Source organism: Enterobacter cloacae complex sp. 372C4 (genome assembly GCF_050030615.1).
Classification (GTDB): Bacteria; Pseudomonadota; Gammaproteobacteria; order Enterobacterales; family Enterobacteriaceae; genus Enterobacter; species Enterobacter intestinihominis.
This window is the reverse complement of the sequence record NZ_JBLGUQ010000001.1, coordinates 3,062,076-3,082,073: the sequence shown is the minus strand read 5'-3', so window position 1 is coordinate 3,082,073 and position 19,998 is coordinate 3,062,076. Positions and strand designations below refer to the sequence as shown.

Here is a 19,998-nt window from a genome sequence, read left to right as displayed (position 1 = left end):
ATGTTCGGAAAATTGACATTGGATGCGGTGCCGTACCATGAACCCATTATCATGGTTACGATTGCTGCAATTATCATTGGTGGCGCGGCCTTAGTTGGCCTGATCACTTACTTCGGTAAGTGGAGCTACCTGTGGAACGAGTGGCTGACTTCGGTTGACCACAAAAAACTCGGCATCATGTACTGCATCGTCGGTATCGTCATGTTAATTCGTGGCTTTGCGGATGCAATCATGATGCGTAGCCAGCAGGCGCTTGCGTCTGCGGGCGAAGCCGGATTCCTGCCACCGCACCACTACGATCAGATCTTTACCGCTCACGGCGTTATCATGATCTTCTTCGTGGCGATGCCGCTGGTAATCGGTCTGATGAACGTTGTCGTTCCGCTGCAAATCGGCGCGCGCGACGTTGCGTTCCCGTTCCTGAACAACCTGAGCTTCTGGTTCACCGTTGTCGGCGTTATCCTGGTTAACCTGTCACTGGGTGTGGGCGAATTTGCTCAGACCGGCTGGCTGGCCTACCCGCCACTTTCGGGAATTGAGTACAGTCCGGGCGTGGGCGTTGACTACTGGATTTGGGCGCTTCAGCTCTCCGGTGTCGGTACCACCCTGACCGGTATTAACTTCTTCGTGACCATCCTGAAGATGCGTGCACCAGGTATGACGATGTTCAAGATGCCAGTATTTACCTGGGCATCTCTGTGCGCCAACGTCCTGATTATCGCGTCGTTCCCAATTCTGACCGTCACCATCGCGCTGCTGACCCTGGATCGCTATCTGGGTACCCATTTCTTCACGAATGATATGGGTGGCAACATGATGATGTACATCAACCTGATTTGGGCCTGGGGTCACCCGGAAGTGTACATCCTGGTTCTGCCGGTGTTCGGTGTGTTCTCCGAAATCGCGGCAACCTTCTCGCGTAAACGTCTGTTTGGTTACACCTCTCTGGTGTGGGCAACCGTGTGTATTACCGTCCTGTCGTTCATCGTCTGGCTGCACCACTTCTTCACCATGGGTGCGGGCGCCAACGTAAACGCCTTCTTCGGTATTACCACTATGATTATCGCGATCCCGACCGGGGTTAAGATCTTCAACTGGCTGTTCACCATGTACCAGGGCCGTATCCAGTTCCACTCAGCGATGCTGTGGACCATCGGCTTCATCGTGACCTTCTCCGTAGGTGGGATGACCGGCGTGCTGCTGGCGGTTCCGGGCGCTGACTTTGTCCTGCACAACAGTCTGTTCCTGATTGCGCACTTCCATAACGTTATCATCGGCGGCGTCGTCTTCGGCTGCTTCGCAGGTGTGACCTACTGGTGGCCAAAAGCGTTCGGTTTCACCCTGAACGAAAAATGGGGCAAACGCGCATTCTGGTTCTGGATCATCGGCTTCTTCGTGGCGTTTATGCCGCTGTACGTGCTGGGCTTCATGGGGATGACCCGTCGTCTGAGCCAGCAGATCGATCCGCAGTTCCATCCGATGCTGATGATTGCAGCGGGCGGCGCCGCGCTGATTGCCTGCGGTATCCTGTGCCAGCTGATTCAGTACTACGTGTCTATCCGTGACCGTAACCTGAACCGCGACCTGACCGGTGACCCGTGGGGTGGCCGTACGCTGGAGTGGTCTACCTCTTCTCCACCTCCGTTCTATAACTTTGCCGTAGTGCCGCACATTCATGAGCGTGACGCATTCTGGGAAATGAAAGAAAAAGGTGAAGCGTACAAGCAACCTGAACATTACGAAGAGATCCATATGCCGAAAAACAGCGGTGCGGGCATCGTGATTGCCGCCTTCGCAACGGTATTTGGTTTCGCAATGATCTGGCACATCTGGTGGCTGGCGATTGTTGGCTTCGCTGGCATCGTAATCAGCTGGATTGTGAAGAGCTTTGACGAGGACGTGGACTACTACGTACCAGTCCGTGAAGTTGAAAAGCTGGAAAACCAGCATTTTGACGAGATTTCTAAAGCGGGGCTGAAAAATGGCAACTGATACTCTGGCGCACTCGACTGCCCACGCGCATGAACATGCGCACCATGATACAGGACCGACGAAAGTCTTCGGTTTCTGGATCTACCTGATGAGCGACTGCATCTTGTTCTGCTGTCTGTTCGCAACCTATGCCGTTCTGGTGAACGGCACAGCGGGCGGCCCGACCGGTAAGGACATCTTTGAGCTGCCGTTCGTTCTGGTTGAAACCGCACTGCTGTTATTCAGCTCCATCACCTACGGCATGGCAGCTATCGCCATGTACAAAAACAACAAAAGCCAGGTTGTTTCCTGGCTGGCGTTGACCTGGTTGTTTGGTGCTGGCTTTATCGGGATGGAAATCTATGAATTCCATCACCTGATTGCGGAAGGCTTTGGTCCGGATCGCAGTGGCTTCCTGTCAGCGTTCTTCGCGCTGGTCGGCACCCACGGTCTGCACGTGACCTCGGGTCTGATCTGGATGGCAGTGCTGATGTTCCAGATCTCCCGTCGCGGCCTGACCAGTACTAACCGTACCCGTATCATGTGCCTGAGCCTGTTCTGGCACTTCCTGGACGTGGTATGGATCTGTGTGTTCTCTGTTGTCTATCTGATGGGGGCGATGTAATGAGTCATTCTAACGATCATGGCGCTTCCCACGGCAGCGTAAAAACCTACATGACAGGTTTCATCCTGTCGATCATCCTGACGGTGATCCCGTTCTGGATGGTGATGAACGGTTCTGCATCTAAGCCGGTTATCCTGGGCGCAATCCTGGTGACCGCGGTGATTCAGATTCTGGTGCATCTGGTTTGCTTCCTGCACATGAACACCAAGTCCGATGAAGGCTGGAACATGACGGCCTTTATCTTTACCGTGATTATCATCGCTATCCTGGTAGTCGGTTCCATCTGGATTATGTGGAACCTTAACTACAACATGATGGTTCACTAAGAGCGGCGAGTATGTTTAAGCAATACCTGCAAGTCACGAAACCAGGCATCATCTTTGGCAACCTGATCTCCGTAATCGGAGGGTTCCTGCTGGCCTCTAAAGGCAGCATTGATTACACCCTCTTTATTTACACGCTGGTCGGTGTGTCACTGGTGGTTGCGTCCGGTTGTGTATTTAACAACTACATCGACATGGATATCGACAAGAAGATGGAAAGGACCAAAAATCGGGTGCTGGTTAAAGGTCTGATTGCTCCTTCCGTCTCGCTGGTGTACGCCACCTTGCTGGGTATTGCTGGCTTTATGCTGCTGTGGTTTGGTGCTAACCCGCTGGCCTGCTGGCTGGGGGTGATGGGGTTCGTGGTGTATGTAGGCGTCTACAGCCTGTATATGAAACGCCACTCCGTCTACGGCACGCTGATTGGTTCTCTCTCCGGCGCTGCGCCGCCGGTGATTGGCTACTGCGCCGTCACGAACGAGTTCGACAGCGGTGCGCTGATCCTGCTGGCTATCTTTAGCCTGTGGCAGATGCCGCACTCCTACGCCATCGCGATTTTCCGCTTTAAGGATTATCAGGCAGCAAACATTCCGGTTCTGCCGGTCGTGAAAGGCATCTCAGTTGCCAAAAACCACATCACGCTGTACATCATCGCTTTTGCCGTGGCAACGCTGATGCTCTCTCTGGGCGGTTACGCCGGATATAAATATCTGGTGGTAGCAGCTGCGGTGAGCGTCTGGTGGCTCGGCATGGCTCTGCGCGGTTACAAAGTGGAAGATGACAAGGTCTGGGCACGCAAGCTGTTTGTGTTCTCGATTGTCGCCATCACCTCCCTGTCCGTGATGATGTCCGTAGACTTCATGGTGCCAGATTCACAAAGCCTGCTGACGTACGTCTGGTAAGAAGACTGAAGTGAAAACGCCGGGTTTAACCCGGCGTTTTTTATTGGTACGGCGTAACCCCTTTCTTTAACAGTATATTGCCGTATTTCGCTGTCTCGCCTGTCACCACAATGGCGTACGCTTTCTGTGCCCGCGCATAAAACGCATAACGGTCAATACGCATAATCCCCTCCCCTTCCGCCTCACCAAAAAGTGCGTTGCGATAGCGTGCTTCTACCTGTATATCGAGCGTATCCCCGTCGACAGGGGCCATCATCACCAGCGGTGGCGCATAGCTGTCGAGTTCAAACAGCGGTATCACCGCGGCCAGCAAATCGCTGATGAGCAGGCCATCTGCGCGGATCGTCTTTGGCCCCAGGCTGTGCGCGGGAAAGTGAGCGTCTGCAAAAATAATCTCGTCACCATGGCCCATCTCTGCCAGCGTTTTCAGCAGCTCGGGTGAAATCAGTGGGGATATCGTTTTAAGCACGGCTTTGCTCCTCAGGATAGAAATAACGGTAACGATAGTGGACCCGATCGCGAGCAGCCTCAGCGCTGGCCGTTTCTCCGACGCCCCACCATCCGTACAAAGACGCCCCCAGCACGGTCGTATCTGCATCTTCAAGAACCTTCACCGGGATCCCAAGCGCATTGGACTTGAGCTGATTCCACAGCATATTGCGGCTACCTCCCCCCACCAGCAGGAGTTCACGCGCCTTAAATTGCGCGATCGCCTCCAGCGCCTGGAGTTTTTCTTGCAGATGCACCGTGAGTCCTTCCAGGGCTGCGCGGTAAAAATGGGCTGGCGTGGTGGTGAGCGTAACGCCCTGCCAGCCGGCGAGCGGAGAATCGAGCAACTGGGTATTCATCGTGACGCCATCCGCCCCGTACGGAATTGCCGCCGCCTGAGCCAGAATAGTGTCCCAGTTGACATCAGGCGACCAGAACAGCGCGCGGATCCACTCCAGTACGCCAGACGCCAGATATTGCATTCCCGGATTATAGAGCCCCGTCCGGCTATCCAGTTCGCACGTCGCGCCCGGGTATCGCCCCAGTAAAGCGGTATCAACCTGCGAGGTGCGCGCCATTAAAATCTCCCAGGTTCCCGAAGAGAGAACCGGCTCATTAATTCCCGCACCGGCGCCAAAAAGGGCAAACTGCGTATCGTGCCCGGCGGAGATCACCGGCACACCGCAAGGCAATCCGAGTCTGGATGCAGCGTCGGGCTGCAGTTCACCCATCATCTCTCCGGGGGAAACCAGCGGCGGGAAAAGGGAATGAGGCACGCCGATCTTGCTTAAGATCGTTTCGCTGAAGCACCGCTGATGCAGATCGAACATCTGACTGGTACCGGCCATCGTGAGATCAGTCGTCATTTTTCCGGTCAGGCGATGGTTGATTAGCGAGGAGATAAAAAGCCAGGCGTGAGCACGCTGTAACAGATCGGGATGGTTGTCCTGAAGCCAGCCTAGCTTATACAACGTGTTGAAACTAAACTGCCCAACGCCGGTGATCTGCTGTAGTTCAGCCGGGGAGCATAAACGGGCAACCGCTTCCATCACCGGCACGGTCCGTGGACATTTCCAGCTGATGATCGGGTAAAGCAGTTCTCCGCGCTCATCTACCAGCGCGCCATCCACGCCAAAGGTCGTCACACTCATTCCGCACAGTTGATGCATGCTCAGCACTGCGCTGATTTTCTGACAACAGACGGCAAAACGTTGCATGATGGCGTCGAGCGACCACTGGTGCCAGGCCGGATTTTCAGCGGCACTTTCGCTTTCGTTCGCCACCGAGGCTCGCGCCAAAATATTCCCTTCAGGATCCAGCGCAATGGCGCGCACGTTCGTCGCGCCACAATCGAGAACCAGAAAACATTTTTTCATTGCGGTCCCCACAGGCTGCCAGTCCGCCGGAGCAGGCTGGCAAACCGGCTTATTGTTTGTATAACGGTCCGTAATTTTCACAGGCGCGGTAATCCTGCCCTTCCGGATCCATACCGTGAGCGCCCCAGGCCGTCGGCCGATAAATCAGCGCCTCCGGTACGTTATGCATGCACACGGGAATGCGCAGCATGGACGCCATGGTGATGAAATCAGCACCGACGTGCCCGACGGTTAATACTCCGTGGTTAGCCCCCCAGTTCGCCATCACTGAATAGACGTCGCTGAACGGGCCTTTACCGGTCAGACGTGGGGCAAACCAGGTGGTGGGCCAGGTTGAATCGGTGCGCTTATTCAGAATGTCATGTACTTGTTCCGGCAGCTCAACACTCCAGCCTTCCGCTATCTGTAATACCGGGCCCACCCCCTTGATGAGGTTTACGCGGGTCATGGTAAATGGCACGCCACCTCGGGTGAGGAAGTTTGATGAGAAACCGCCCCCGCGAAAGTATTCATGCACCGCCGGACACCAGTGGGTTGCGGCCAGGCACGCGTTGGCTTCCTGCTCAGTAATGTCCCAGTGTGGTTTCAGGGTCGGTTTCCCCTCGGCGTCTTTCTGCTCCGCTGTACCGTCCAGTGCCGCCGAGCCGGAGTTGATCAGATGAATAATGCCGTGCTCAGCCCGTCCAGTGAGTTTCTGACCGGTAACACGCTCAACCGACTCTGGCGACCAGTAGGTGCGCACGTCGGCAAAGATTTGCGCTGTACCGGTCATCAGATGTCCAAACAGCATTGCTACCCCGTTCAGGCTGTCATTTTCCGTCGCCACCACCAACGGCTGGCGAATACCGTTCCAGTCAAAGGAGCTGTTCAGCAGCGCCTCTGCGGTATCGCCATTTGGATACTGATCCGTCCAGTGGCGCTGTCCCTGGAACCCGGACGCGATGGCGTTATAGCCCAGAGATTCCTCCACGCGGCCCATCGAAGCGAGTTTTGGGTTACCCTGCATCATGTCGCGGATGCACATCGCCATCAGCAGACTCTCCCGCAGGATCGCGGCATTCTCCTGTTCATTGCGACGATACTGCTCCGCGTTTTTATCCTCGCCGAAACGGAAATGTGCTTGCGCCCAGTCCAGGGCCAGCTCAAGTTCTTGCTCGTCGTAAATCTTATGATCGATGCGGCGACGCAGTTCGGTCATATCCACCGCCTGCACCTTCATCCCCAGCCAGGATTCAAAGAAGTTGTGATCGACAATCGAGCCCGCAATCCCCATCGAGACGCCGCCCACCGACAAATAACTTTTCCCCTTCATGCTGGCGACCGCCAGGCCCGCCCGGGCGAAGCGCAACAATTTTTCTTCGACGTCTGCCGGGATGGTCTCGTCGCCCGCATCCTGTACATCGTGGCCATATATGGAAAACGCCGGGATCCCTTTCTGGTTATGCGCCGCCAGTGCCGCCGCGAGATATACTGCCCCCGGACGCTCGGTGCCGTTAAAGCCCCAGATCGCTTTCGGACGCAGAGGATCCATATCAATGGTTTCACTCCCGTAACACCAGCAGGGGGTGACGGTGATCGTCAGACCAACGTGGCACGTGCTGAACTTCTCTTCGCAAGCGGCGGCCTCCGCCATTCCGGCAATGCAGCTATCGGCAATTACGCACTCAACGGGCGTACCGCAGGGGTGGCGTAATTTTTCACTGACTAGCGCCGCCGTGGCTTTCGCCATGTTCATGGTCTGCTCTTCCAGAGACTCGCGTACGCCCATTCGGCGGCCATCAATAACAGGTCGAATGCCAATACGGGGTAACGCTTTTATCGTTTTCATAGCCCTTCCTCACGTTGGTTAACCTATCCGTCTCAGGGGCATAGCCGTGAAAAAGCGCCCAGGCAGCGCCGTGAACGGAAAGTGGTGAAATTTGCTAACTCGAATTAGCTTAGGATTCACACTAAAAATGAGACAAGATAAATGTGCAGGATCTGTGAGCAGTTTCACGATGAGAGGTCAAAATTCGATCAGTGTCAGGTATTACGATTCAGCAAAAACTAAACATATCGTTTAAATTCAATAAAATAACAAAATACCTTTGCACGACGTCACAATTTGAATACAAATGATTTGGCTAAATTATAACCCTAAAATAGCTTTTAAGGACGAAAGCTAAGTCGAGTTAGCTTATTAACTAAATCACTGTGGCTTGTGATTCATTGCCTTTCCAACACAGGAATTTTGCAATGTCAGAGACTCTTATTCAGATGACGTGCATTACCAAACGCTTTCCCGGCGTGCTGGCGCTGAATCAGGTTGATTTCGATTTACGCTGCGGCGAAGTTCATGCCCTCTTAGGTGAAAACGGTGCCGGCAAATCGACGCTGATGAAAATTTTATCCGGTGTTTACCAACCTGATGCCGGTGAAATTCGCTTTGAAGGGCAATCCGTATCATTCAGCGATCCGCTAAGTGCTCAGCATGCAGGTATTACGATTATCCATCAGGAATTTAATCTCTTCCCCGATTTAACCGTGGAAGAGAATATCTTTATTGGCCGTGAATTCTGCAAAAATAGTCGCTGGCAGTTAGATAAACGCGCCCAGCGACAGGCGGTTGAGAAAATACTGCACACGCTGAATTTAAAAATCGCCCCGGACGCCCGCGTCAGTGAATTAACCGTAGCCCAGCAGCAGATGGTGGAAATTGCCAAAGCGATTTCGGTCAATGCCAAAGTGCTAATCATGGATGAACCCACCGCCGCGCTGACCGAAAGTGAAATCGAGAGTTTGTTTGACGTCACGCGGATGCTCAAGGCTCAGGGCACGGGGATTGTCTACATCTCGCACCGTCTGGAAGAGCTGGCGCTGATCGCCGATCGCGCGACCGTCATGCGCGACGGACAATACATCGCCACCGTAGATTATGAAACGGTTCAGATCGGCGAGCTTATCGCCATGATGGTTGGCCGCAATCTCGATAACATCTACCCAAAACGCCCGCCGCATCAGCGCAGAGAAAAAGTGCTGGAGGTGAACGGCCTGACGCGTAATGGTGTACTGCATGACATCAACTTTACCCTCTGGCGCGGTGAGATCCTCGGTCTCGCTGGCTTAATGGGCGCAGGCCGAACTGAACTGGGCCGGGCCCTGTTTGGCGCCGATGCGATCGACGCTGGCACCCTGACGCTGAACGGCACCCCCACACGTATTAAAGACGTGGCTGACGCCATTGAGAAAGGCATCAGCTATTTAACAGAAGACCGCAAAAAAGAGGGACTCGCCCTCGGCCTTTCTGTTGAGATGAACATTATGCTCGGCAATTACCCGGACTACGCTGGCGTCGCGGGTAATGTTGATGAAAAACGCTGCCGGGAGTCCAGCCAGAAACTGGTAGATACGCTGCGAATAAAAACGCCACATCTGGAACAGGCGGCACTGAATTTAAGCGGCGGTAATCAACAGAAGATTATTATTGCCCGCTGGGTCTGCAAAGACACCGATATTTTAATTTTTGATGAGCCAACCCGGGGAATTGACGTTGGCGCCAAGCTGGAAATCTACGAATTAATGAATCGCCTTGTCGCTAAAGGTAAATCGATCATCATGATTTCATCCGAACTGCCGGAAGTATTAGGAATGTGCGACCGCATACTCGTGATGCGCAGCGGCCGCATTGCCGGCGAAATAGCGGCTGAGCACGCCACCCAGGAAAAAATCATGCAATACGCCACGCTGGAGGATTAATCATGTCCGTTACCGTTCCATCGCCGCAAAGCGGAAGTCATACGATGAAAATAAATAAAGCGCTCCTGATGCGTCTGGCGCCTCTTTTTAGCCTGGTATTGCTGGTTCTGTTTTTCAGCTTCAGCTCACCGTTCTTCTTTAATACTGAAAATATCATGACTATCGCCCTGCAAACGGCGGTGATTGGCATCATGGCCATTGGCGTGACCTTTGTGATTATTACCGCCGGGATCGACCTGTCGCTTGGATCGGTGGTGGCGTTCTCAGGGGTTGCGGTGGGCATCGCCGCCGGGTTTGGTATGCCGTTGCCGGTCTGTATTCTGGCAGGCGTGCTCGCAGGCGGACTTTGCGGCTATGTGAACGCGTTTCTGGTCACCAAAATGACCATACCACCGTTTATTGCCACCCTCGGCTTAATGATGTCGGTACGCGGCATCAATATGGTGATGACCGATGGCCGCGCGATTTATTTTTCTGACTACCCGCAGTTCAAGCTGCTAGCACAGGGTCGCCTGTTCGACGTTCTGCCTTATCCGGTGTTCTACCTGGTCATCGTGGCACTGATCGCCATGTGGATCCTGAAGAAAACGGTGATGGGCCGCTATATCTACGCTGTCGGCAGCAATGAAACGGCGGCACACCTTTCCGGGATCAAAGTCCAGCGAGTGAAAATTTTCGTTTACGCCTTCTGCGGCCTGTTAACCGGCGTGGCCGGGGTGATCCTCGCCTCTCGTCTCAACTCAGGCCAGCCAACCGTGGGCGTGGGTTATGAGCTGGAAGCCATTGCGGCGGTAGTGATCGGCGGTACCAGTCTGATGGGCGGCGTGGGCACGATTGGCGGCACCATCATAGGCGCGTTCATTATGAGCGTGCTGAAAAACGGCCTCAATCTCATGGGCGTGTCCCAGTTCTGGCAGATGGTGGCGATGGGCGTGGTCGTCGTTGCCGCCGTCTACCTGGACACGTTACGTAAAAGAATGCGTTAGGTTCTCGATACAACAAGCCCTGCCAACCCTACAACGGAGCAAAATAATGAAAACCAGCCATATCCTGAGCGCCCTGTCGCTCGTAGCCATCCTGTCCAGCAGCGCGCTGGCAAAAGATTTAAACCTGCCGGTGGTCAGTAAAGGTTACCAGCACGAATTCTGGCAGACGGTCAAAATGGGAACGGAAGCTGCCGCAAAAGAGTTGGGTGACAAAACCAGCTACGTTGGCCCTGCCGATGAAACGCAAATCGCCGAACAGATCCAGTTAGTCGAAAACACCATGGCACAAAAGCCAAACGGCCTGTTGCTGGCCGCACTTGATGCAAACGCCCTTGCCCCGCTGGTCGAAACCGCCAACAGCCGGGGGATCAAAGTGGTGACCTTCGACTCGGGCGTGAACTCGGATATCCCGGCCAGCTTTGTCGCCACCAATAACCGTAAGGCGGGCGCACAGGCTGCGGATGCGCTGGCGGAGCAGGTAGGCCAGAAGGGGAAAGTGGGTATTATCGCTCACGTAGCCGGGACGACGTCCGCCATTGAGCGCTCTGAAGGGTTCAGCGAGCGGATGAAAGAGAAGTACCCGAATATTCAGGTACTGCCGGTGCAATACAGCGATGGCGACCCGCAAAAAGCGATGGATAAAACCATTGATATGGTTCAGGCCAACCCGGATATCGCCGGTATTTATGCCACCAACGAAGGCTCAACCCTGGGCGTTGCGAACGCTATCGACAGCCAGAATCTGAAGGGCAAAGTAAAAGTCATCGGTTTTGACAGCACCGAAGCCATCATTAACTTCCTTAAAAACGGTGTGATTCAGGGCTTCGTGGTGCAGGACGCCTATCAGATTGGTTATCAGGGCATAAAAGCGCTGAACGCGATGATTTCCGGACAGACGGTGGCCAAAGAAATTGATATTCCAGTGAAATATGTCAATGCGCAGAATATCAACACGCCTGAAATTGATAAACTGCTGCATCCGTTTGGTAAAAAATAAGGAAGTTCATGATGAGTGACGGCTATTTCCTCGGGGTAGATGTAGGTTCAGCCAGCGTTCGTGCAGGGCTTTACTCTGCGCAAGGCGAGCGTTTGAGCTTCGCGACCCGTCCGATTTCGCAGTTTCACGCCAGCAATGCGCGCGTGGAACAATCCTCTGTGGAAATCTGGCAGCAGGTTTGTGCGGTGGTGCGGGAAGCCGTCGACTCCTCTGGGATTTCACCTGACGCCATTCGTTCGATTGGCTTCGACGCCACGTGCTCGCTGGTCGCGCTGGATGCTGACGGTAACGGCCTGAGCGTCTCCCCGGACAGTCCGGCATCGCAGGACATCATTATGTGGATGGATCATCGTGCTCACGAAGAAACCGTTCACATCAATGCCACACGCGATCCGGCCCTGTGCTACGTGGGCGGCGAGGTCAGCATCGAGATGGAGTTGCCAAAACTGCTGTGGTTGCAGCGGCATCATCCTGAAACCTGGAATCAGGCCTGGCGCTTTTACGACCTTGCCGATTTTCTGGTCTGGAAAGCGACGGGCCAGGACGTCGCCAGCCTGTGCACCCTCACCTGCAAATGGAACTACCTTGCGCATGAGGCGCAGTTCAGCGAATCGCTGCTCAGAGCGGTGGGGCTGGAAAACTTACTGACAAAAATTCCCGGCACTATTCTGGACGTCGCTGAATGCGTCGGGAAACTTAGCCCGCAGGCAGCGCAAGCTCTGGGTTTGTCCGAAGAAGTGGTTGTGGCAAGCGGCATGATCGATGCCCACGCGGGTGGCGTGGCGCTGACGGGCTCACACCCGGAAGGCACGCTGGCGCTCATCAGCGGAACCTCGAACTGCCATATGCTTGCCAGTCAGACGGAGATCCATACGCCCGGCGTCTGGGGACCTTACTGGAGCGCCATGCTGCCGGGCTACTGGCTGACGGAAGGCGGGCAAAGTGCTGCCGGGGCGCTGGTCGACTGGACGTTGCGCGAGCACGGAGTCAGCGCAGAGCTGTTTGCAAAAGCAGAAGCGGCGCAATGCCATCCGGTGGCATTACTCAACGACTGGGTAGCCGCGCTTGAACAGGAAGAAAAATATCCCACCCGCAACCTGCACATTCTGGCCGATCACCACGGCAACCGCTCGCCGCGTTCGCGTCCTGATGCCCGGGGCAGCGTTGTCGGTCTGACATTAGAGACCGGTGAGCGCGCGCTGGCGAGGCTCTATCTGGCCACGCTACAGGCCATTGCCTACGGCACACGACACATTATGGATACTCTGAAACATCATGGGCACACCTTGTCGCGCATTGTCATTTGTGGTGGAGCTACTCATAACCGGCTCTGGCTGCGGGAGTATGCCGATGCCACAGGCTGCAATATTCACCTTTTAGCCGAAGAAGATGCGGTCACTCTCGGCGCGGCCATTTGCGGCGCTGTGGCGAGCGGTGCATGGGCAACGCTTACCGACGCCACCCGGGAAATGGTCAAAGCCGGCGCTATCATCACCCGTCGGCCGGAAACCGCGGCCTTCCACCGGCAAAAATATGAGGCGTACCTGATGCTGTGGACCCAGCAACAGGCGCTTAATCTCCTGATGCAGCAGGAAATGTAATGGCAGGATGCGTATGCTTTATCAGCAGTTTTTACGTACGTTAAGGATTGAGGCGTAGCGATGGCCAAAACAGTTGAACAGATAGCGAAGGATCTGAATTTATCCGTCACCACCGTGCGGCTGGTACTGAACGGGAAAGCCGAACAGTATCGGATCAGTGTGAAAACACAGTCCCGAATTAATGAACACGTCGAGCGCTTCGGCTATACCCTCAACCATTCGGCGCGCAGTCTGAAGTTAAACAAAACCGAGACGCTGGGGCTCATCGTGCCCAACATCTCAAACGTGTTCTTTGCAACGCTCGCCGAGAAACTCGAACTGCGCTGCCGCCGTTCGGGCTACCAGCTGATGATCAGCTGTACTTACAACGATGTGGATTACGAAAACAAGCTGGTAAAAGCTCTGATGGCGCGCAACGTGGACGGCTTATTTATCGTTCCCTCGACGCTGGAAAATCAGCAGCATCATTTGCGGCAGATCCAAAAGCCACTGGTGCTCCTTGACCGGGATTTTGGCTTTACTGACAACGCGCTGGTAGAGAGTCATAACGAGGCTGGGGGGGATGAACTGGCCCGCAATATGCTGGAAGAGTGCAAAACGCCGCTCTGGTTCCTTGTGGGCGATACCGCACTGCCAAGCATTACGGACCGTCTGAACGGCTATTTGCAGGCCCTGAAAACAGCCGGTATTCACCATCGCGAGTGGGTCATCGAAGGGCCGGACAATACGCCGGAGGGGGGATATGCCCTGATGGATTCGCTTATCGACAGCCAGGGTGTTCCGCAGGCGTTTATCGCCTCATCGTTACCCGTCCTGGAAGGGGCAATCGAAGCCCTGCGGACGCGTACCGGTACCGTGCCTCAACACATCAATATTGGCACCTTCGATGAGCACCCCATGCTGGGGTTCCTGCCTAACAGCGTCTGGTCCATGCAGCAGGATGAAGATACCTGGGCGGAAAAAGCGTTTGAACTGATGCAGCGAGCCATCGACGGCGAAGCGGTCAACGAGACGGCGAAAGTCGATATGAAGCTGGTCAAACGTTCCCGCCAGTAAAAATAAAACTGTACCCGGAGAAAAAAAAATGGAACGAGCCCGATTAGCCAGAGACATTATCGACACCTGCCTTGAGATGACCCGCATGGGATTAAATCAGGGCACCGCCGGGAATATCAGCGTTCGCTATCGCGACGGTATGCTGATTACGCCGACCGGAATTCCCTACGAGCATCTGACCGAAGAGAGTATCGTCTATGTCGATGCACAGGGGCGACACGAAGAGGATAAACTGCCCTCCAGCGAATGGCGTTTTCATCAGGTTGTGTATCAGACCCGCCCAGATGCTAACGCCGTCGTCCATAACCATGCGGTTAACTGTACCGCCGTCTCGATACTCAACCGCCCCATTCCTGCTATTCACTATATGATTGCCGCCGCCGGGGGAAACTCCATTCCCTGCGCGCCTTACGCGACCTTCGGGACGCGCGCGCTGTCAGAGCATGTCGCGGTCGCGTTACGCGATCGCAAAGCGACGCTATTACAGCACCACGGCCTGATCACCTGCGAAGAAAATCTTGAGAAGGCACTGTGGCTGGCGCAGGAGGTAGAGGTGCTGGCAAAACTCTACCTGGCCACGCTGGCGATCGTGGATCCCGTTCCGGTACTCAGTGACGATGAAATTGCCATTGTTCTTGAGAAATTTAAAAGCTACGGGTTGCGCGTCGAGGCGTAATTTTTTATCCGGGGGTGCTTTTATCACACCCTCGTAATATCTCTTAAACAAACACCTATTTACCGCACTTATCACCCCGCCTAAACTATGGCCTGCTTTTTGGTAGAGGTGGTAATGAACGATTATAAAATGACGCCAGGTGAACTGCGTGCGACCTGGGGTTTAGGGACTGTTTTCTCGCTGCGGATGCTTGGCATGTTTATGGTCCTGCCCGTTCTGACCACATATGGCATGGCGTTACAGGGTGCCAGCGAAGCGCTGATTGGTCTGGCTATCGGTATCTACGGCCTGGCGCAGGCGATATTCCAGATCCCCTTTGGCCTGCTCTCCGACCGCGTGGGTCGCAAACCGCTGATTGTCGGCGGGCTGCTGGTGTTTGTACTTGGCAGCATCATCGCTGCCCTCTCCCACTCCATCTGGGGAATTATTCTTGGCCGCGCCCTGCAAGGTTCCGGGGCGATTGCCGCCGCCGTGATGGCGCTGCTGTCAGACTTAACCCGCGAGCAAAACCGCACCAAAGCCATGGCGTTTATTGGCGTCAGCTTCGGCGTCACGTTTGCCATTGCCATGGTGCTGGGGCCGATTATTACCCATTCACTCGGCCTGCACGCCCTGTTCTGGATGATAGCCGTGCTGGCAACCATCGGGATCGCACTCACGCTGTGGGTTGTGCCGGACAGTAAAAACCATGTCCTGAACCGTGAATCCGGGATGGTCAAAGGCTGCTTCAGCAAAGTCATCGCCGAGCCGCGCTTGCTTAAGCTGAACTTCGGCATTATGTGCCTGCACATTCTGCTGATGTCCACCTTTGTCGCCCTGCCCGGTCAACTTGCCGCAGCAGGTTTCCCGGCGGCAGAGCACTGGAAAATTTATCTGGTCACAATGCTGATCTCGTTTGTCTCCGTTGTGCCCTTCATTATTTACGCCGAAGTGAAGCGCAAAATGAAACGCGTCTTCGTGGGCTGCGTGGCGTTACTGTTGATTGCCGAGATTGTGCTGTGGGGCGCCGGCCCACATTTCTGGGAGCTGATCGCAGGTGTACAGCTGTTCTTCCTGGCGTTTAATCTGATGGAAGCCCTGCTGCCGTCGCTTATCAGCAAAGAGTCTCCGGCAGGATACAAAGGCACCGCGATGGGCATTTACTCCACCAGCCAGTTTCTCGGCGTGGCGATCGGCGGGTCCCTCGGCGGCTGGGTGGACGGCCTTTTTGATTCTCAGACCGTGTTCCTCGCCGGTGCGCTGCTGGCGATGCTCTGGCTGTTTGTTGCCAGCACCATGAAAGAGCCGCGCTATGTGAGTAGCCTGCGGGTAGAAATTCCCGATGACGTGGCAATCGGTGACGCGTTACAACAGCGTCTGGAAGCGACAGAGGGCGTGAGCGAAGTGCTGATTGTCCCGGAAGAGCGCAGTGCGTATGTCAAAATTGACAGCAAAGTGACTAACCGCTTTGAGGTAGAGCAGGCGCTGAAGGCCTGAAAAAATGCCCGGTTTAGCCGGGCATAATTGTCTTAATCGCGGAAGTTTTTAAACTGGAATGGCTGACCGAGATCGCCGCCACGCACCAGCGCCATCACGGATTGCAGGTCATCACGGGATTTTCCGGTCACGCGGATCTCTTCCCCCTGGATCTGCGCCTGCACTTTCAGCTTGCTGTCTTTGATAAGCTTAACGATTTTTTTCTGTACCGCGCTTTCAATCCCCTGCTTCAGCTTCGCTTCTACAAACCAGGTTTTGCCGCTGTGAACAAAATCTTCCGGTACATCAAGTGAGGTCCCTTCAATGCCGCGCTTGAGCAGCTTGGCGCGCAGGATATCCAGCAGTTGGTTGACCTGGAAATCAGACTCACTCAGGACTTTGATTGTCTTGTTCGCGTCGTTCAGTTCAATGGTCGCCTCAACGCCACGAAAATCGAAGCGTGACTCCACTTCACGAATAGCATTATCTACGCCGTTACGCGCTTCCTGCAGATCAACTTCAGAAACAATATCGAAAGATGGCATCTTTTCTTCTCCCTTCATTTTTGTTGCGTTGCATAATACCTGCAACGAGGCATAACGAGAAGCTTAGCTGATGGCGCTATACTTAGCGTCTTAGCACCTGGCGCAGTTGCAGGTGAGGAGGAACAATGAAAGTAACAGTGCTTGGATGCGGCGCCCTTGGTCAACTCTGGCTTAGCGCGCTATGCAAACAGGGACACGACGTTCAGGGCTGGCTGCGAATTCCCCAACCCTATTGCAGTGTGAATGTGATGGGTATAGACGGTTCAATTTTTAACGAGTCTTTGACGGCAAACGATCCGGAATTTCTCGCGAGCAGCGATCTGCTGCTGGTCACGCTGAAGGCCTGGCAGGTCTCCGATGCGGTGAAAAGCCTGGCCGCCCAATTACCTGAAAGCACGCCAGTCCTGCTGATTCACAACGGTATGGGTACCATTGAAGAGCTAAAGTCTGTCCGGCAACCGCTGCTGATGGGAACAACCACCCACGCGGCACGCCGCGACGGTAACGTCATTATTCATGTTGCCAGTGGCATCACCCATATCGGTCCTGCGCGTGAGCAGCCCGGCGATTACAGCTATCTTGCGGATACCCTGCAATGCACGCTGCCTGACGTCGCCTGGCACAATAACATTCGTGCGGAACTGTGGCGCAAGCTGGCGGTCAACTGCGCGATCAATCCGCTGACTGCCCTGCTGGATTGCCCTAACGGTGATCTGCGCCAGCATCCCGATCGGTTAGCGCTGATTTGCCGGGAAGTTGCCGCCGTCATTGAACGCGAAGGCTACCACACCTCAGAGTCTGATTTACGTTATTATGTCGACCAGGTCATTGAGAGTACGGCAGAAAATATCTCCTCAATGCTGCAGGATATCCGGGCTATGCGGCATACCGAAATTGATTACATTACCGGTTATCTGTTAAAACGCGCCCGGGCACACGGCATTACCGTTGCGGAAAACAGCCGTCTGTTTGAGTTAGTAAAACGAAAGGAGAGTGAGTATGAGCGCATCGGCACTGGTATGCCTCGCCCCTGGTAGCGAAGAGACAGAAGCGGTCACCACCATTGATTTGATGGTACGTGGTGGTATTAAGGTTACCACCGCCAGCGTCGCCAGCGACGGAAGTCTGGCGATTACCTGCTCGCGTGGAGTCAAGATCCTGGCAGATGCACCGCTTGTACAGGTGGCGGACGGTGATTACGACATTATCGTGCTGCCGGGCGGTCTGAAGGGCGCGGAGTGTTTCCGCGACAGCCCGCTGCTGGTTGAAACCGTTCGTCAGTTTCATCTTTCCGGGCGTATCGTCGCGGCAATCTGTGCGGCCGCAGGTACGGTACTGGTTCCGCACGACATTTTCCCCATCGGCAATATGACCGGCTTCCCAGGCCTGAAGGATACGATTCCGGAAGACCAGTGGGTGGATAAACGCGTGGTCTGGGATCCGCGCGTTAACCTGCTCACCAGCCAGGGGCCGGGCACCGCCATTGATTTTGGCCTGAAGATTATTGACCTGCTGGTCGGGCGCGAAAAAGCGTACGAAGTGGCGTCATCGCTGGTGATGGCGGCAGGGATTTATAACTACTACGAGTAAAAAAAGCCGGGTGGCGGCTACGCCTTACCCGGCCTACAAGTGTACGGTACCGTAGGCCCGGTAAGCAAAGCGCCACCGGGCAATAGGCTACGGGCGATACACCTTCACGTTCGCGAAGCCCTGCTCGCGCAGGTACAGCGCCTGTAAACGGCTCATGACCCCACGTTCGCACCACAGCAGATACGTTTTGCTCTGGTCGAGATCGCCAAACTGGGTGCTCAGCTTGTAGAACGGCAGCGAAACCACCTCCACGCCTTCCACCTGCAACGGCTTGTCATCCTGCTCATCAACAGAACGTATATCCAGAATCGTATCGTTAGCACCGAAGCCGCTGACCGTCTCCACCTCAACCACGTCCTGCTCGGTCTGCTGGGCGATCTCACGGATATCGATGTTCGACGCTTCCGCCACCACTTTTTCCAGGATGCTGAAATCGAAGTTCTCTTCTTCCGCTTCGATCTTCGCCTTCACCGCTTTAATGGTTGGACTTTTTGAGATCACGCCGCAATATTCCGGCATGGTGCGGGCAAAATCTTCAGTACCGATTTTACGCGCCAGATCGATGATGTGCTCTTTATCGTGAGAGATCAGCGGACGCAGGATCAGCGTATCAGACACGTTGTCGATAAGGCGCAGGTTGGTCAGCGTCTGGCTGGAGACCTGCCCCAGTGCTTCACCGGTGACCAGCGCTTGCACGCCGTAGCGCTCAGCCACTTTGGACGCCGCACGCACCATCATACGTTTCAGGACCACGCCCATCTGGCCGTCATCCACTTTCTCAAGAATTTCGCCAACCACTGGCTCAAAGTTGATCGCCACGAAACGCACGCGGTGAGAGCTGCCGAAGCGGTTCCACAGGTAATGCGCCACCTGACGTACGCCGATTTCGTGCGCCGCGCCGCCCAGGTTAAAGAAGCAGTAGTGCACGCGGCAGCCGCGACGCATCAGCATATAGCTGGAAACGCCGGAGTCGAACCCGCCGGAGATCAGCGACAGCACATCTTCTTGCGTGCCGATCGGGAAGCCGCCAATACCTTCATAACGGCCCTTAACCAGCAGCAGGCGATCGTTTTCGATCTCAAGATTAACGGTAACGTCCGGATTAGTCAGGCGCACGCGCGCCGTCTCAACGTGCTGGTTCAGACCGCCGCCGACATAGCGTTCAACGTCAATGGAGCTAAACTCATGCTTACCACGGCGCTTCACGCGTACGCAGAACGTTTTCCCTTCGATCTGATCGCGGTACTGTACCAGCGCCTTTTCGAAGATATCGTGCATATCGGTGAAGGGAACGTCTTCCACTTCCAGAATATGGTGAATACCCGGGATACGGGTCAGCGCGTCGCGAATATCAAGACGTTTGTTTTCGTCTTTCGCGCGGACTTCAACGTGGTCCCAGTGACGCACCACGGCGAGCGTTTCGTCGTAGTGTTTTAATACGTTACGAATGTTCCCGGTGAGAATTTTAATAAAGCGCAAACGCACGGATTGGCTTTTGATGGTGATTTCAGGGAACAATTTAATGATAAACTTCATGGCGGCAATGTTTCTTAGGCAAGCTTATAAAGGCTTGTAGTGGAAAATGATACAGCAGCCCACACCCGTGGCTGCATCCAGGCGCGCAAGTATACCACCATCGCGCCACTCGCGTTATTTGATAATTGCCCTGAG

At 54.8% G+C, this 19,998-nt stretch carries 18 protein-coding genes; 13 read left to right on the top strand and 5 right to left on the bottom strand.

The genetic code is table 11. The features are described from left to right. Genes cyoB through cyoE form a run of 4 tightly spaced genes read left to right on the top strand, consistent with a single transcriptional unit; the run spans position 1 to position 3,821 of the window. Complete coding sequence (gene cyoB / locus ACQG11_RS14905) at positions 1 to 1,992, top strand: cytochrome o ubiquinol oxidase subunit I (RefSeq protein WP_023305582.1); 1,992 nt, start codon at positions 1 to 3, stop codon at positions 1,990 to 1,992. Beyond that, a complete protein-coding gene (locus ACQG11_RS14900) occupies positions 1,982 to 2,596 on the top strand; it encodes a cytochrome o ubiquinol oxidase subunit III (RefSeq protein WP_022647243.1) in 615 nt (204 codons plus the stop codon). Before cyoB ends, ACQG11_RS14900 begins: the two co-directional genes overlap by 11 nt. Further along, positions 2,596 to 2,922, top strand: coding sequence for a cytochrome o ubiquinol oxidase subunit IV (locus tag ACQG11_RS14895; RefSeq protein WP_006809888.1), 327 nt, complete (start codon positions 2,596 to 2,598; stop codon positions 2,920 to 2,922). The genes ACQG11_RS14900 and ACQG11_RS14895 overlap by 1 nt, the downstream gene beginning before the upstream one ends. Positions 2,923 to 2,933: 11 nt before the next feature. Next, positions 2,934 to 3,821 (top strand): heme o synthase, encoded by an 888-nt coding sequence (gene cyoE, locus ACQG11_RS14890; RefSeq protein WP_022647242.1) that lies wholly within the window; start codon positions 2,934 to 2,936, stop codon positions 3,819 to 3,821. A gap of 40 nt (positions 3,822 to 3,861) precedes the next feature. Here cyoE and fucU read toward each other — a convergent pair whose 3' ends face one another. Genes fucU through fucI form a run of 3 tightly spaced genes read right to left on the bottom strand, consistent with a single transcriptional unit; the run spans position 3,862 to position 7,514 of the window. Next, positions 3,862 to 4,290 carry an L-fucose mutarotase gene (gene fucU / locus ACQG11_RS14885; RefSeq protein ID WP_023299449.1) on the bottom strand — a complete coding sequence of 143 codons (429 nt, stop codon included), beginning with the start codon at positions 4,288 to 4,290 and terminating at the stop codon, positions 3,862 to 3,864. Then, positions 4,283 to 5,686, bottom strand: coding sequence for an L-fuculokinase (gene fucK, locus ACQG11_RS14880; RefSeq protein ID WP_211356605.1), 1,404 nt, complete (start codon positions 5,684 to 5,686; stop codon positions 4,283 to 4,285). Before fucK ends, fucU begins: the two co-directional genes overlap by 8 nt. A gap of 49 nt (positions 5,687 to 5,735) precedes the next feature. Next, the gene (fucI, locus tag ACQG11_RS14875; RefSeq protein ID WP_426728505.1) at positions 5,736 to 7,514 is read right to left on the bottom strand and encodes an L-fucose isomerase; all 1,779 of its coding nucleotides are present in this window, start codon (positions 7,512 to 7,514) and stop codon (positions 5,736 to 5,738) included. Positions 7,515 to 7,921: 407 nt separating this feature from the next. Between fucI and ACQG11_RS14870 the strand changes: the two genes are divergently transcribed. From ACQG11_RS14870 to ACQG11_RS14840, 7 genes are all read left to right on the top strand, one after another. Next, positions 7,922 to 9,421 carry a sugar ABC transporter ATP-binding protein gene (locus ACQG11_RS14870; protein ID WP_163346904.1) on the top strand — a complete coding sequence of 500 codons (1,500 nt, stop codon included), beginning with the start codon at positions 7,922 to 7,924 and terminating at the stop codon, positions 9,419 to 9,421. A gap of 2 nt (positions 9,422 to 9,423) precedes the next feature. Further along, a complete protein-coding gene (locus ACQG11_RS14865; RefSeq protein ID WP_022647237.1) occupies positions 9,424 to 10,407 on the top strand; it encodes an ABC transporter permease in 984 nt (327 codons plus the stop codon). A gap of 46 nt (positions 10,408 to 10,453) precedes the next feature. Continuing rightward, the gene (locus ACQG11_RS14860; protein ID WP_426728504.1) at positions 10,454 to 11,404 is read left to right on the top strand and encodes an ABC transporter substrate-binding protein; all 951 of its coding nucleotides are present in this window, start codon (positions 10,454 to 10,456) and stop codon (positions 11,402 to 11,404) included. An 11-nt stretch (positions 11,405 to 11,415) separates the two neighbouring features. Then, entirely contained in the window at positions 11,416 to 13,005 is a 1,590-nt protein-coding gene (locus ACQG11_RS14855) for an FGGY-family carbohydrate kinase (protein ID WP_426728901.1), read from the top strand. A 60-nt stretch (positions 13,006 to 13,065) separates the two neighbouring features. Next, entirely contained in the window at positions 13,066 to 14,061 is a 996-nt protein-coding gene (locus tag ACQG11_RS14850; protein ID WP_426728503.1) for a LacI family DNA-binding transcriptional regulator, read from the top strand. Between the two features lie 28 nt (positions 14,062 to 14,089). Further along, on the top strand, positions 14,090 to 14,737 hold the full coding sequence (gene fucA, locus ACQG11_RS14845) for an L-fuculose-phosphate aldolase (RefSeq protein WP_017383181.1): 648 nt from the start codon (positions 14,090 to 14,092) through the stop codon (positions 14,735 to 14,737). Positions 14,738 to 14,851: 114 nt separating this feature from the next. Next, a complete protein-coding gene (locus tag ACQG11_RS14840; RefSeq protein ID WP_022647234.1) occupies positions 14,852 to 16,213 on the top strand; it encodes an MFS transporter in 1,362 nt (453 codons plus the stop codon). A 32-nt stretch (positions 16,214 to 16,245) separates the two neighbouring features. On the opposite strand, the gene ACQG11_RS14835 is transcribed toward ACQG11_RS14840, so the two are convergent. Continuing rightward, positions 16,246 to 16,737, bottom strand: a complete 492-nt coding sequence (locus ACQG11_RS14835; RefSeq protein ID WP_022647233.1) for a YajQ family cyclic di-GMP-binding protein — start codon at positions 16,735 to 16,737, stop codon at positions 16,246 to 16,248. A gap of 125 nt (positions 16,738 to 16,862) precedes the next feature. Between ACQG11_RS14835 and panE the strand changes: the two genes are divergently transcribed. Together panE and yajL are read left to right on the top strand one after the other, a co-directional pair. Then, entirely contained in the window at positions 16,863 to 17,774 is a 912-nt protein-coding gene (gene panE / locus ACQG11_RS14830; protein ID WP_426728502.1) for a 2-dehydropantoate 2-reductase, read from the top strand. Then, positions 17,737 to 18,327: a protein deglycase YajL gene (yajL, locus tag ACQG11_RS14825; RefSeq protein WP_022647231.1), complete on the top strand. Its 591-nt coding sequence runs from the start codon at positions 17,737 to 17,739 to the stop codon at positions 18,325 to 18,327. Before panE ends, yajL begins: the two co-directional genes overlap by 38 nt. Before the next feature lie 87 nt (positions 18,328 to 18,414). Here the strand turns inward: yajL and thiI are convergent, their stop codons facing one another. Further along, positions 18,415 to 19,863: a tRNA uracil 4-sulfurtransferase ThiI gene (thiI, locus tag ACQG11_RS14820; protein ID WP_022647230.1), complete on the bottom strand. Its 1,449-nt coding sequence runs from the start codon at positions 19,861 to 19,863 to the stop codon at positions 18,415 to 18,417. Between the last annotated feature and the right edge of the window lie 135 nt (positions 19,864 to 19,998).

Coding starts and splice junctions, on each gene's coding strand:
- cyoB (WP_023305582.1), top strand. CDS start 1: ATGTTCGGAAAATTGACATTGGATGCGGTGCCGTACCATGAACCCATT.
- ACQG11_RS14900 (WP_022647243.1), top strand. CDS start 1,982: ATGGCAACTGATACTCTGGCGCACTCGACTGCCCACGCGCATGAACAT.
- ACQG11_RS14895 (WP_006809888.1), top strand. CDS start 2,596: ATGAGTCATTCTAACGATCATGGCGCTTCCCACGGCAGCGTAAAAACC.
- cyoE (WP_022647242.1), top strand. CDS start 2,934: ATGTTTAAGCAATACCTGCAAGTCACGAAACCAGGCATCATCTTTGGC.
- fucK (WP_211356605.1), bottom strand. CDS start 5,686: ATGAAAAAATGTTTTCTGGTTCTCGATTGTGGCGCGACGAACGTGCGC.
- fucI (WP_426728505.1), bottom strand. CDS start 7,514: ATGAAAACGATAAAAGCGTTACCCCGTATTGGCATTCGACCTGTTATT.
- ACQG11_RS14870 (WP_163346904.1), top strand. CDS start 7,922: ATGTCAGAGACTCTTATTCAGATGACGTGCATTACCAAACGCTTTCCC.
- ACQG11_RS14865 (WP_022647237.1), top strand. CDS start 9,424: ATGTCCGTTACCGTTCCATCGCCGCAAAGCGGAAGTCATACGATGAAA.
- ACQG11_RS14860 (WP_426728504.1), top strand. CDS start 10,454: ATGAAAACCAGCCATATCCTGAGCGCCCTGTCGCTCGTAGCCATCCTG.
- ACQG11_RS14855 (WP_426728901.1), top strand. CDS start 11,416: ATGAGTGACGGCTATTTCCTCGGGGTAGATGTAGGTTCAGCCAGCGTT.
- ACQG11_RS14850 (WP_426728503.1), top strand. CDS start 13,066: ATGGCCAAAACAGTTGAACAGATAGCGAAGGATCTGAATTTATCCGTC.
- fucA (WP_017383181.1), top strand. CDS start 14,090: ATGGAACGAGCCCGATTAGCCAGAGACATTATCGACACCTGCCTTGAG.
- ACQG11_RS14840 (WP_022647234.1), top strand. CDS start 14,852: ATGAACGATTATAAAATGACGCCAGGTGAACTGCGTGCGACCTGGGGT.
- ACQG11_RS14835 (WP_022647233.1), bottom strand. CDS start 16,737: ATGCCATCTTTCGATATTGTTTCTGAAGTTGATCTGCAGGAAGCGCGT.
- panE (WP_426728502.1), top strand. CDS start 16,863: ATGAAAGTAACAGTGCTTGGATGCGGCGCCCTTGGTCAACTCTGGCTT.
- yajL (WP_022647231.1), top strand. CDS start 17,737: ATGAGCGCATCGGCACTGGTATGCCTCGCCCCTGGTAGCGAAGAGACA.
- thiI (WP_022647230.1), bottom strand. CDS start 19,863: ATGAAGTTTATCATTAAATTGTTCCCTGAAATCACCATCAAAAGCCAA.